This window comes from Clostridium transplantifaecale, assembly GCF_900626075.1.
Lineage (GTDB): Bacteria > Bacillota > Clostridia > Lachnospirales > Lachnospiraceae > Otoolea > Otoolea transplantifaecalis.
In genome coordinates, this window is the sequence record NZ_UYZY01000002.1 from 504,617 (window position 1) to 517,881 (window position 13,265).

Here is a 13,265-nt window from a genome sequence, read left to right on the forward strand (position 1 = left end):
TTCCTGGTTTGGGAAGATGAGAATGGCATAAATCGATCGTCAAATATAGCCACAATTCGATTATTAAGTTAAGAAACCCTGGTCTTATCCCATTTATAAAAGGTTGGAAAGAGCTGCCTGTTGCGGGCTGAAACTAAGCTCTGGACACCATTTCAAGCAGGAGCCGCACCGAATGCCGGATTGCCTGCGCCTCGAATACGGGGTAATCTATTCCGGCGCTGTCGTCGGCTTTATCGGAAATTGCCCTGATTACAAGGTATGGTATCTGATTGAGATAGGCCGCCTGTGCGATCGCCGCTCCCTCCATCTCCGTACAGCTTGCGTCAAATGTCTCGATCAGCCATTTCTTCTTATCTTTATCTGAAATAAACTGATCCCCGCTCACAACGCGGCCCTTAAACGCCTGAATATCGGGATTCACTTCCCGGTTGCACTGAAGCGCCAGTTCAATTAGTCCCTCATCCGCCTTAAATGCAAAGGTGTCGACTCTGGGAATCTGTCCCTTCTTATAACCAAAGCCGCTGGCATCCATATCGTGCTGCACCGCATCGGTGGAAAGTACAATATCGCCGATATTGATCTCATTCCTCAGTGAACCTGCAATCCCCGTGTTGACAATTGCGTCAACATGGAAGCGGTCGGCCAGAATCTGGCTGCACATACCCGCATTGACCTTGCCGATTCCCGAGCGGACCACAACCGCGTCCTTCCCGTTCAGTTTTCCTTCGTAAAAATCCATGCCTGCCACGGTTGTAATTGTGACATCCGTCATTTCTTCCTTGATTTTAGCAACTTCCTCATCCATTGCGCCAATAATACCAAACATTACAATTCCTCCATCTCGTTGTTCATTTACATTACTCTTATTTGATTTAAAATCTTCATTATATAAACGTCTGCTTTGTCACAGACGCCTTGTCCTTCGCATATCTGATCATTATAATGTATTTTTACAATCTTGACAATTCCTTTAGCACGGGGCTATAATCAATTGTTACCGTTCACACCGGACGTATTCCGCATATCGCATAAATATATGAAAGCACGCCCACTGAATGCAACCAGGCCTTAGTTATAATCGTAATATACATAATTTCATGCGGCTTTGCATGATTCAGAACGTAAATCAAGCGCGATTGCAACGCGTATTACAGAACATGACTGTGTCTGTTTTGACAGTCTGCAAACACAATATATCTGGAGGAAAGAATTATGAAATTTAAAACGCAGGGAGTCTGTTCCCGTGAAATCAGTTTTGATGTGGAAAATAACAAGCTTACAAATGTACATTTTATCGGCGGCTGCTCCGGTAATACTCAGGGTGTTGCCCGTCTCGTCGAGGGTATGGATATCGATGATGTGATCGCCCGCACAGAGGGTATCAACTGCGGTTTCCGTCCTACCTCCTGCCCCGACCAGCTCGCCCGGGCATTAAAGCAGTATAAAGCCGAACAGGCCGGCCGCTAATCATTCACAGTCCGCTCCCCGCAGTTCACCCATACCGGCGTGTTCAGCGGGGAGTTTTTTACACCGCGGTTCCTAAAAATAATAATTTATAGTTTCATAATACATTTTCTTCCATATACATGATATAATGGGGATATCTGATGCGGCATCGCAAGGATGGATTTAATTCAATGATGCTGTTTTGCGGGGCACCCGGCCGTTTGTTGCCGGGGAGGCGCCGCGGGATTTATACTCAGTAACTATTATCATATTTGAAGGGAGAAGCAAGAATGAACGATAAGACAATGTTTAAACTGACTTATGGCCTGTTTGTACTGACGGCCAGACAGGATGAGAAAGACAATGGATGTATTATTAATACGGCAGGCCAGGTAACGGCTGTTCCCAACCGAATCAGCGTTGCTGTAAATAAAGCCAACTATACACATGACATGATCAAAGCCACCGGGAAATTCAACGTTTCCATATTAAGTGAGGAAGCTAAATTTTCCACGTTCCAGAGATTCGGATTCCAGTCCGGAAAAGACGTGAACAAGTTTGAAGGTTATGATCAGGTAAAACGCAGTGAGAATGGAATCTACTATGTGACCGAAGGCACCAACGGATTTATCTCCGCCACCGTGGAAAACACCATGGACCTCGGAAGCCACACACTGTTTATCGCCGCTGTCGATGACATGGACGTTCTCAGTGAAGTTCCTTCCACAACCTATAACTTCTATCAGAGCAATATTAAACCAAAACCAGCCGCACCTGCTGTAAAGACAGGAAAGACTATCTGGCGCTGCCGGATTTGCGGATATGAGTATGAAGGTGAAGAGCTTCCGGCCGACTTCGTTTGTCCGATCTGTAAGCACCCTGCATCCGATTTCGAGAAAGTGATTGTTTAAAGCCGTATCTATATAACAATGAAGTCCTCCGTATTCAGCCCCGGCTAATGCGGAGGATTTTTCTCTTTCTGCCGGTTGTCCTTCTTCTGTTCCGCTCCGGCCTCATGCGCCCCGTCCGCATCCCCGCCGCCGTCCGTCTGCTCTCCTGTTTGATCCAGCTGTTTCATTTTAAAGCACAGTTCCATAAAATCTTTGGCCGGTTTGTTCAAAAACTTATTCTGATGATAAACGATATAAAATTCCCGTTTCAGGTTCACCCCACTTACATAAAACTGCATGACTTTCCCTGACTTAAGGTATTCTTTCGCTGCCTGATAGGAGATGGCCGCGATTCCCAGATTCTTTTCAACCGCCTTCAGAATCGCCTGGTAACTTACGCTCTGCCATGCAGTGTGAAACTGTATCTTATTCATCTGAAGCAGATCGTTCAGGAGCTTGCGTTCAAAGGAATCCTTTTCCCTCATAATAAAACTGCAGTCGGCCAGCCGTTCCATTTCCACCGCCTTCCCGGCCCACGGATGCTCCGCCGCACAGATAAAGACAAGGGAATTATCCATGAAAAGCTCACTTTTAATAAAATGGTTGAACACCGGCCCTTCAATGAGGGCAAAATCCAGCTTGCTGTTTAAGATAAGCTGTTCAATCTTCGCGGAATTGTCAACGGTCACCTCAATCTCAATATCGGGATATATTCCCTTGAATGCCTTCACACATTGGGGAAGGAAGCTGTTGCCAATCGTCACATTACTTCCGATTCTTAATGAACCAAGAGAGTCCCAGTTCTTAATCTCAAATTCCATCTCATCAAACAGAATCACAATCTGTCTCGAATATTCCAGAAAGCGCCGCCCCGCCTCCGTAATCCTGAGCCGGTTGGAAATGCGGTCAAATAATTTCTGCCCGTAATAATGTTCCAGCTCCGCGATGGCAAAACTGACCGCAGGCTGCGCAATATAAAGTTCCCTGGCCGCCGCAGTTGTGCTTCCGGTGTCGCAGACTGCTATGAATATCTTAATGTGTCTCAAAGTCATAAAATCTCCCCGATCCTTCAGGCTTTCTATATGCCGGTCCCCATACTGTTAGATGCATATCCTGATTCTATCATATTTCCTCACCAAATTAGTATACGGATTCCATATAGTCTGTATACTTTTATATTATTTTACATATAGTCCGTCAAGATATACAATATTTTCATAATTCAACATCTTCTGGAAGGAGATATTTATGGATATCCTGAATCTGGCTTCTGAAGCAGAAAATTATATTATCGGACAGCGCCGCTATTTTCACCGTTTTCCCGAACCGGCCTGGGAAGAGGTTAAGACAACACTTGCAATTGAAAAACAACTGAACGAAATCGGTCTGGAACCGATCCGGTTTGACGATATCTCAGGCGTTTATGCCTATATTCACGGCAAAAAAGCCGGTAAAGACGCTAAGACCATTCTGCTCCGTGCAGATATAGACGGTGTTTCCGTTCAGGAGAAGACCGGCCTCGATTTTGCAAGCGAGAATAGCGGCATGATGCATGCCTGCGGACGTGACTGCCACATCGCAATGCTGCTCGGAGCCGCGAAGCTCTTAAAGGGACTTGAGGATTCCCTGGCGGGCCATGTAAAGCTCTTTTTCCAGGCCGCCGAGGAGAGCGCCTGCGCCTCCCAGGAATATATCAGGCGCGGGTTCCTGCAGGATGTGGATGCGATCTGTGCCGCCCATGTATACGGCGGGCTGGAAGCTCCGTTTATCGACATCGCCCCGGGATACAGAATGGCCAGCGCCGACAAGTTTGATATTGAGGTAACGGGCCTTGCCGCACACGTGAGCCTCCCTCATACCGGGAAGGACGCCATTGTCGCCGCAGCGGCTATTATAAACGGCCTCCAGACCTGTGTCTCCAGGGATAACGATCCTCTGAACCCCCTCGTCATCAATATAGGCACAATCCACGGCGGGACACAGCGTAATATCATCGCAGGCAAGGTAAAAATGGAAGGCACGGTCCGGATGCATTCCGCCGAAAAGAGGAAACAACTTGAAAAAACGCTGGAAAATATCGTGACGGAAACCGCGGGAGCCCTGGGCTGCGAAGCAAAACTGTCTTATCAGTACATGCTCCCCCCTCTGTATAATTCTCCCGAACTGAGCGTCATTGCCGATAAGGCCCTTCATAAACTTTTTGGCAGTGATATCAGAAAAGATGTGCCCCCGGTGATGGCCAGCGAGGACTTTGCCTGTCTGACGGAACATATTCCGGGCCTTTATATCAATATAGGATGCGCCAATAAACAGCTCGGATACACGGAAAATAACTACAGCAGCCGTTTCATGGTGGATGAAAGTATTCTAAAAAACGGAACCGCCCTCTGCACGCAGATCGCGGTGGATTACCTGGGCGGCGGGTTTCCTGAGTGAATGACCGGCAGAAACTACAAGGAGGAAAAGGATGGCCAGAAGACTAAAGTATTTTAATGAAGTTCAGATTATGAGAAACAACATGGAACAGGTGAAGGACAGTAACGGAACCGTGCGGGTGGAACCGGAGGAGATCACCGTCGGAGGAAGCGGAACCTTTACCATAACTTATACGGTTGGGGAAGAGCCGATTTATATCGGCGGTGTGCTGCGCTTTACCATTCCGTTCGGCTTCACAAAACCCCAGATTGCGATGCCCATCTATCCGGGTTATGCCACGGCCGCCGTATCGCGGAAGAATGCTTCAGTTAAAACCTTTATCGTGGAAAACGACTGGTGGAAACGGGGACCTGACCGCTCCAAGACAGAAAATGTCTCCGAACACGTAGGCTCCCATGTCTGGGTCAGGGTGCTGGGCCATGCACTTACAAAAGGGGATCAGGTGATTCTCACCTATGGCGACACCTCCTACACCCCTCAGGCCGCCGCCCGGTACTGCCGCACCACCGGACCCGTCCAGTTTGACGTGGCGACCGATCAGAGAGGGACACTGGAAGCTCCCTACAGCGGCTATTATCTGACCTCGGATTCTCCCACTGTAATGGTGCATCCCGAAGCGGCCTCCTTTTTTGAGGTGTACATCCCATCCGACCTGCAGGCCGGGACAGAGGCCGAGTGTACCGTCGCAGCCATTGATCCATACCGCAACCTGGCCGAACACCATACCGGAGAGCTGAGATGCCGCCTTGAAGATACGATTATTTATGAAGGGGTATTTGAACCGGATGACTGCGGCATTAAAAAGATCAAATTCACTCCAGTCAAAGAAGGCACCCTGAGGGTATACGCCAAAAACCAGGACGGGAGCCTGTTAGGAGAGAGTAATCCAGGGATCTGTTCTGTACGGGCGGATAACTGTAAGGTAATTGAACTGTCAGGTGACCCGGCAAATGGGCCGGCAAGCCAGCCGCTCCGTCATTTCTGGGGTGACATGCATGGACACACGGGGATCCAGTGGGGCCGCGGAAGCGGCCGCTCCTATTATGAGTATGCCAGAGAAGCGGCTGCCGTTGATTTCTGTGCGCTGACCGACCCCGATTCCGGCAGATACACGAATAACAACAAAACCGCCCATCTGTCTCTGAGCTGCTACATGACGGACGCACAGTGGAAAGAGATTCAGGATATTAATAAAGCCTTTTATGAGGAAGGACGATTTGTCCCGATTCTGGGATATGAGTATCATAACGATGCCCCCAACCCGGAGTTCGGAGGCGACCGCAATGTCTACTATGAGTCATATGACGAGCCGATCCGCCGCTGTGTCGATGAGGGCAGCTACTGCCCGGAAGAACTCTGGGCGCAGCTTAAGAACCAGAATGTCAGGGCAATCACGGTTCCGCATCACAGCGCCAAGAAGGTGATGCTGGGAAGTTTTGAAATCCACGATGAGGAAATTCAGCGTCTGGTGGAAATCTATTCCTGCTGGGGCAACTCGGAAGGGGAAGGATGTGAGCGGCCAATCATTGGCGGTTCCGTCTATGAAAACCACTCCGTCCAGTATGCCCTCAGCAAGGGCTACCGCCTCGGTTTTGTAACCGGCAGCGATACGCATGCGGGTAATCCCGGATATTCCCACTGGGTATTCTCATCCGAACTGATGAGCTACCGGGGAGGCCTGACCTGCATCATGGCGGACCGTCTCGACCGGCACAGCCTGTTTGATGCTCTGTGGAACCGGAGAGTCTACGCCACGACGGGTGAGCGCATTATTCTTGATTTTACGGTAAACGGAGCCATGATGGGGCAGGAAATCAGCCTGTCGGAAAATCCGGTCCGAAATCTGTCTGTCCGGGTTACAGGAACCGCCGACATCGAATCCGTTGAAATTATTTCAATGGGACATACTGTTTACAGAAAAGAAGGGAGCGGAAGAGAAATCGAATTTAACTGGCAGGATAGGAACCTGCCCAAAGCCGGATGGCTTTACTATTACGTTCGGGTATACCAGAAAGATAAGGCCATTGCCTGGTCAAGTCCAATCTGGGTAAGTTGATAAGGGGGATATACAATGGAAAGTGAGAAAAAGGAAAGAACAAATCAAAAAGAAGAAAGAAAAGAGTTACCTGCCTCCAGGTCATTAATCATCTTATTAGTGTCCTTGGCAGTCCTGCTGTACTGTGTTGCCATCTTAAAGGCAAATCCCGGCGTCAGCCTGATTCTTTCGGCGCTGTCGGCCGTCTATCTGGGTATGGCCTTCGGCTGCCCCTGGAAACAATTCGAAAATGACATTGGGGACACGTTTAAAACCATGTTCATGGGAATGCTGATCATGATGTTCGTAGGAATTCTTATCGGCTCCTGGATGATCTCCGGCACCGTTCCGCTGATGATGTATTATGGCCTCAAACTGCTCCCGGCCCCCCTTTTTCTGGTTGCCAGCTGTCTTCTCTGCTGCCTGATGTCACTGATGACCGGAACTTCATGGGGTACCATGGGAACGGTAGGCGTAGCGCTGATCGGTGTGGCTGAGGGCCTCGGGATCCCGGTGGCCTATGCGGCCGGTTCCATCGTAGTGGGAGCCATCTTCGGTGACAAGCTCTCTCCGCTTTCGGACACGACGATTATGGCTCCCTACGTCTCGGGCGTAGACATTATCGACCATATAAAGTCCATGCTCTATACGACTATCCCCTGCCTGGTTATCTCCCTAATCCTCTATGCGGCGCTGGGAATGAAGTTCCAGGGCGGCCATATTGACAGTGAAGCTTATACTCAGATTTTAACGACACTGCAGGGTACTTTTATCTTAAATCCTATCCTTCTGCTGCCTCCGGTCGTCGTGCTGGTCCTCATCTTCCTCAGAAAGCCGACGATTCCCGTATTCGGAATCGGAATTCTCCTTGCGGCGATACTTGCCGTCACCGTACAGGGGAAAGGAATCAAGGAAGTGCTGACCGCCCTCACAAGCGGACTCGGCATGTCAACCGGAGTTAGCCTGGTGGACTCGATGATTAACCGCGGCGGACTGCTGAGCATGATGCCGTCGGTGGCTCTGATTATCGGAGCGGCAGTGTTCAGCTCCGCCCTGAAGGCCACCAATGTGTTCCAGATGTTCCTCGACGCCATCCAGAAGTACGCCACCGGACGCAAATCACTGCTGGGTTTCAGCTACCTCCTTCACCTGATCCTGGCATCCTTCACCGGCGTATACCTGGTTACCTTCTCCATTGTCGGGCCGATACTGGGGCCGATGTTTGATAAATACGACCTGCACAGAAAGAACCTCTCCCGGATGCTGGAAGACACCGGAACCGCGTTCTCCCCGATCGTGCCATGGAGCAATATCTCCATTTTCATACTAGGCACACTGGGCGTCAGCTCTTTCCAGTACGTTTTATATGCGCCGATTACCTATCTGGGGATTGTATTTGCGGCTATCTACATATTTACTGGATTCGGGATATTTAACAGCAAGGGGGAAATGCTGATTAAGGAGAAAAAATGACAGCCTGTGTATGGAGAGCCTTCCTGTTGAAAAAAAGAAGACCGGCCGTCACCGGCTGATCTTCTAATCATTTCTTTGCAAATAAATCCATATTACAGTTCCGCAGCACACTCCACCTCTACCAGTCCTCCAAGCGGCAGTTTAGCCACCTGGACACAGGAACGCGCCGGGAAGTCTCCTCCAAAATAGGACTCATAAATCTTATTAACAACTGTAAAATCGTTCATATCGGTTAAAAATATCGTGGTTTTAACGATTTTCTTATAATCGCTTCCCGCTTCATGAAGAATCGCTCCCAGATTCTTCATGGAGCAGTGGGCCTGTGCCTCAACTCCGTCCGCAAGGCCTCCCGCCGTTACATCAATTCCCAGCTGGCCGGAAATATAGACCATGCCGTTTGATTTCACCGCCTGTACATAAGGCCCCACCGCCTTCGGCGCTTTTTCCGTAAATACAATCTCCCTGGCCATTTATCTGATTACCTCTTTTCCTTTTTTCCTGAGCACCACGCCGTTTCTTCTTCCGGTGTGTTTTCCCTTTTCAACGGCCAGCTCGCCGCCGACAATAACATATTCAATTCCCTCCGGATACTGTACCGGATCGACGAAGGTGCCTTTGTCGATAACCGTCTCGGGATTGAAGATACAGAGATCGGCCTGATACCCCTCCTTCACCTCTCCCCTGCCCGTCATGTTGAAGGTCGTGGCAGGTTTTTTTGTCATCTTATAAATAGCTTCCTCCAGCGTCAGGGCTTTTTCTTCCCTCACGTATTTTCCGAGGATTCTCGGGAAGGCACCGTATACACGCGGATGCGGCTTGCCGCCTAACAGGCCGTCTGTGCATGCGTTCATCTCGGGACGTTTCATAATGCGGATTACGTGCTCTTCGGTTCCGTAGAAATCCACCATGCCCACGGCATTTTCTTCTTCATAGAGGAGGTCGAAGGTGGCGTCATATGGATCTTTCCCTCTCAGAGCTCCGAGTTCAACCAGGTTCAGGCCGATGGCGTCTTTATTCTTATCCGTCTTTACGCTGGTAACAAAGATCTGATCCAGACCCGCAAATTCCACAAAGTTATCCCAGCCCGGGATGCCGTGTTCGATATCGTAGACCATCTTTTTTCTCAGCTCCGGATCCGCCAGGCGCTCTAACACCTTGTCCGTTCCGCCGTCGTGCACCCATGGCGGAAGAATAACGCCCAGCATTGTGCTGCCTGCCACATACGGATACTGGTCAAAGGATACGCGGATTCCCTCTTTTTTAGCCTCTTCCAGAAGCTCAATTACCTTGTCGACTTTATCCCAGTTCTTCTTTCCGCAAACCTTAAAATGGGAATAGTGGATTTTCACTCCCGACTCGCGGCCGATTTTTATAACCTCCTCCATGGAGTCGAGGATTGTGTCCGCCTCGCTTCTCTGGTGGATAACGAAAAGTCCGTCATATTCCGCAACCACCTTACACATCTCGATTATTTCCTTAGATTCGGAATAAGCGCACGGCATGTAAATGAGTCCCGTGGAAAGTCCTACGGCTCCCGCCTCCATCTCCCGTCTGGTGATAGCGCACATTTTTTCAAGTTCCTCATCGTTTGGAAGACGGTTCTCAAGGCCCATGGCCTCCATTCTGATATTGCCGTGAGGCACGAGATAACATTCATTGAGGCCCGGTTTCACCTGGTCGATCATGTTCAGGTAATTTTCCGTTGTCTCATAATTCCAGTCAATCTGGTCGCTGTCACCGTCCAGGCCGGCCAGGTTCTTTCTCCAGGGACTTATGTACTCCTTCGGGAGCGGAGCCATGGATATTCCGTCCTGTCCCAGGATTTCCGTTGTAATTCCCTGCATGACTTTGGGGGCAACCTCAGGTTCTACCAGCACCCGGAGATCGCTGTGGCTATGAGTATCAATAAAACCAGGTGCCACAACAAGGCCCTCTGCGTCAATCACCTGCGCCCCTTCGGCTTCGGCCGTCGCTGCATCGATTGTCGGCGCTATTTTTTCAATTATTTCATCATTTAATAAAACATCCGCCTTATATCCCGGATTTCCGCTTCCGTCAGCGATAAATCCGTTCTTAATCAGTTTTTTCACTGTTATCACCTCTGTTTTCCATGGTTTCCGTCATTTATTCCCGGAACGGGATATCCTGTCCTAATTTCTGGTCATATTTCTTCAGGGTAAAATTCTTCATCAGCACAACATAAATTACCACACTGATAGCAAGACCCGCAAAGAAGGAGTAGTCTCCGGCCAGCAGTGACAAGCCGAAGGAAAGGATCATGGTTACCACTGAACTCATATTGAAACCGCTTGTATAATGGTACTGTCCGCCTACATTGTAAAGGTCGTCCACGTTAATCGTACATTTGCGTACAAGGAAATAGTCTGCCAGCATGATGCCGATGATCGGCCCTAAAAGTGTTGAAAAATTCGACTGGATTACGACCAGGAAGTCTCCTCCCTGCTGTTTCCACGGCATCATCAGAAGACCGATCACGCCCGAGACAATTGTTGTCATCCAGAATTTCATTTTCGGGAAAATATTCAGCAGGATGTATGCGGGAGGCATCAGGTTGGCTGCCGTATTGGTTGACCACTGGGCAAATGCAATGGCAATGAAACAGAATACAAGCACCAGCATATTGTTGGAGAACAGGCTGTAAACCACGTTGTTTAAATCCCACTCATGTGTGTAGATACCTGCCGCCATACCAACCATCATGGCGATGATTCCGACTGCCATAAGGCCGACAAGCTGTCCCACAATGGCATTCTTGTTACGTTTTATAAGACCTTCATTCTTATAGTTATCACTGCGTCTGATCTGTCTTGCAAGGTCGGGGCCGTTAAGCGCCATGGTAATCCATCCGCCTGCGATACCGGAGATGGCAAATGCCATGGAATAGTTGCCCGCCGCTTTGACACCCATAATATCGGGGATGGACACTCCGTATTTGTTACATACGGTGACTACGATAGCGGCAAACATGATGCCCAGCATCGGAACCGCGATCCAGTCGAATTTAGCCATGGCCTCCATGCCGAAAAGGGCATTGACAATCTGGAATGCGGCAAAGAGAATCAGCATCAGGGTAACATTATTAAAGGACGGGAACATAATTCCCATTATCATGTTGAGGGCGTTTGCCCCTACCCATGTCTGGAATCCGAACCAGTAAAAACAGGGAACACACCGGACAAGTCCCGCAAAGAAGGAACCTTTGTATCCAAATGCGGCTCTGCTGTATACGGCAAACGGAACGCCGTATTTTGTTCCGATGTCTCCGGCCAGAACGGTCAGAACCGTAACAAGGCCGTAGCCGAGGAAAACCACCAGGACCAGCATCCAGGGGGAGAGCCCGTCTCCGCCGTTGAAATACTGAGCGCCTAAACTGAATGCTACTATATTAATTGTCATACCTGCCCAAAGAATCGTATAATCCCACAGGGACAGGGTTCTCTCGCTGTCTTTTGTCGGGAGCAGTTCCGGGCTCCTTAAACTCTGTGACTTGTCGTTCTGCATAAGAATATAACCTCCACCCATTATTGTTTTAGTTCAGACCGTATCGTTCCAGGTAAGCAGGATTTATTTTTCTCTTAATAAATTCTCCTTTGCCCTTTTCCCCTTTAAATTCCCCATTCTCGACAATGACTCTGCCTTTTGCAATCGTCATTACCGGGTAGCCCTTTACCTTAAATCCTTCATGGAGGCAGTAGCTGATGTTATTGTGAAGCACGTCTTTGGAGAGCGTAACCTCCTTGTCCATATCCACCAGGACAAGATCCGCGTCGGATCCCGGTGCGATAATTCCCTTCTGCGGATAACAGCCGTAAATCTTTGCAATGTTGGTGCTCGTCAGTTCACAGACTTTATTAATGGAAATACGTCCCTTGGACACACCCTCGGAAAGCATCAGCGGAAGTCTGATTTCAATGCCGCTCATACCGTTAACAACCTTTGTGAAATCCTGCTTCCAGGTTCCGTCCGGATTTTTTTCAAGGAACAGAGATTTTTCATCCACATCAAAGGTACAGTCGTCGGAACCGGTCAGCAGGATAGTGCCGTCTTTTAAGCCCTCCCATAACTCCTCTGCCTCTTTTGGCGTGCGCAGTGGCGGGGAGCAGATGGCCAGATGGCCGTTCTCGCCTTTGTACAGATCATCAAACAGGGTCAGATAGTGAGGTCCCGTCTCCACGTAAAGCGGAAGTCCTTTGCCATGGGCTCTTCTGGCGGTGCCAAGAGCTTCTCCATTGGTTGTATGAACAACCAGCAGTGCATTTCCTACATACTCCTGGAAATAGACAGCCCGGGCAAATGCCTCGGCCTCGCAGAGCACCGGCTTGCATTTTGAAAAATTCACCCAGCTTAAGTCGTTTTCCGCCATGCACTTTTCAATATTGGTCTCGGCAATCGCATTACTCTCACAGTGAACCATCGGAAGGCCGTTTACAGATTTTGCTTTTTCAAACACCTTAAGCATCGTCTCGTCGTCACTCATAACGCCTTCTTTTTTATAGGTCATGAACATTTTAAAGGTCGGAATTCCGTAGTCCGCCATCTTTTCAATGTCGGCAATCGCCTCCGGCGTAGATTCCACAAACTTGCCGTGAACGCTGTAGTCAATGGCGGACTCTTTCATCTCATCGGCCCTTGCAAGCGCCTGTGTATACGGGGAATCGCCTTTTCCCATGTTGGCAAAATCCATATACATCGTCACGCCGCCGTATGCGGCGCTGACACTCTGCTCATAAAAACTGTTGGCGCCGAGGCAGCCCTGGAACGGCGCCTGGCAGTGCATATGCGCCTCAATGACTCCGGGCAGGACGTATTTTCCTTCTGCGTCAATCACGCGTTTTCCTTCGGACTCAGCATAAGTTCCAAGGCCCGCAACCGTTTTTCCGTTTACGGCGATATCGCATTTTACTGTGGACGACGGAGATACTACATATCCGTTTTTGATAATTAAATCATACATAAAATAACCC

11 protein-coding genes are annotated in these 13,265 nt (G+C 49.2%); 5 read left to right on the top strand and 6 right to left on the bottom strand.

Annotated features, from left to right (window positions below):
- Positions 1–133: 133 nt before the first annotated feature.
- On the bottom strand, positions 134–826 hold the full coding sequence (locus EJL91_RS07935; RefSeq protein WP_125141420.1) for a 5'-methylthioadenosine/adenosylhomocysteine nucleosidase: 693 nt from the start codon (positions 824–826) through the stop codon (positions 134–136).
- Between the two features lie 386 nt (positions 827–1,212).
- Here EJL91_RS07935 and EJL91_RS07940 point away from each other — a divergent pair, with 386 nt between their 5' ends.
- Complete coding sequence (locus EJL91_RS07940) at positions 1,213–1,467, top strand: TIGR03905 family TSCPD domain-containing protein (protein WP_125141421.1); 255 nt, start codon at positions 1,213–1,215, stop codon at positions 1,465–1,467.
- A gap of 269 nt (positions 1,468–1,736) precedes the next feature.
- Positions 1,737–2,357: a flavin reductase gene (locus EJL91_RS07945; RefSeq protein WP_125141422.1), complete on the top strand. Its 621-nt coding sequence runs from the start codon at positions 1,737–1,739 to the stop codon at positions 2,355–2,357.
- A gap of 44 nt (positions 2,358–2,401) precedes the next feature.
- On the opposite strand, the gene EJL91_RS07950 is transcribed toward EJL91_RS07945, so the two are convergent.
- Entirely contained in the window at positions 2,402–3,388 is a 987-nt protein-coding gene (locus EJL91_RS07950) for a LysR family transcriptional regulator (RefSeq protein WP_125141423.1), read from the bottom strand.
- 196 nt (positions 3,389–3,584) lie between these two features.
- Between EJL91_RS07950 and EJL91_RS07955 the strand changes: the two genes are divergently transcribed.
- From EJL91_RS07955 to nhaC, 3 genes are read left to right on the top strand one after another with little or no spacing between them, the layout of a single operon-like run.
- Entirely contained in the window at positions 3,585–4,772 is a 1,188-nt protein-coding gene (locus EJL91_RS07955; protein ID WP_125141424.1) for an amidohydrolase, read from the top strand.
- A 31-nt stretch (positions 4,773–4,803) separates the two neighbouring features.
- Positions 4,804–6,828: a DUF3604 domain-containing protein gene (locus tag EJL91_RS07960; RefSeq protein ID WP_125141425.1), complete on the top strand. Its 2,025-nt coding sequence runs from the start codon at positions 4,804–4,806 to the stop codon at positions 6,826–6,828.
- 15 nt (positions 6,829–6,843) lie between these two features.
- Positions 6,844–8,280 (top strand): Na+/H+ antiporter NhaC, encoded by a 1,437-nt coding sequence (gene nhaC / locus EJL91_RS07965; RefSeq protein WP_243125276.1) that lies wholly within the window; start codon positions 6,844–6,846, stop codon positions 8,278–8,280.
- Between the two features lie 92 nt (positions 8,281–8,372).
- Here the strand turns inward: nhaC and EJL91_RS07970 are convergent, their stop codons facing one another.
- From EJL91_RS07970 to hydA, 4 genes are read right to left on the bottom strand one after another with little or no spacing between them, the layout of a single operon-like run.
- Positions 8,373–8,750 (bottom strand): RidA family protein, encoded by a 378-nt coding sequence (locus tag EJL91_RS07970; protein ID WP_125141426.1) that lies wholly within the window; start codon positions 8,748–8,750, stop codon positions 8,373–8,375.
- Entirely contained in the window at positions 8,751–10,370 is a 1,620-nt protein-coding gene (locus tag EJL91_RS07975; RefSeq protein ID WP_125141427.1) for an N-acyl-D-amino-acid deacylase family protein, read from the bottom strand.
- 34 nt (positions 10,371–10,404) lie between these two features.
- Positions 10,405–11,802 (bottom strand): cytosine permease, encoded by a 1,398-nt coding sequence (locus EJL91_RS07980; RefSeq protein ID WP_125141428.1) that lies wholly within the window; start codon positions 11,800–11,802, stop codon positions 10,405–10,407.
- A 28-nt stretch (positions 11,803–11,830) separates the two neighbouring features.
- Positions 11,831–13,255, bottom strand: coding sequence for a dihydropyrimidinase (gene hydA / locus EJL91_RS07985; RefSeq protein ID WP_125141429.1), 1,425 nt, complete (start codon positions 13,253–13,255; stop codon positions 11,831–11,833).
- Positions 13,256–13,265: the final 10 nt, after the last annotated feature.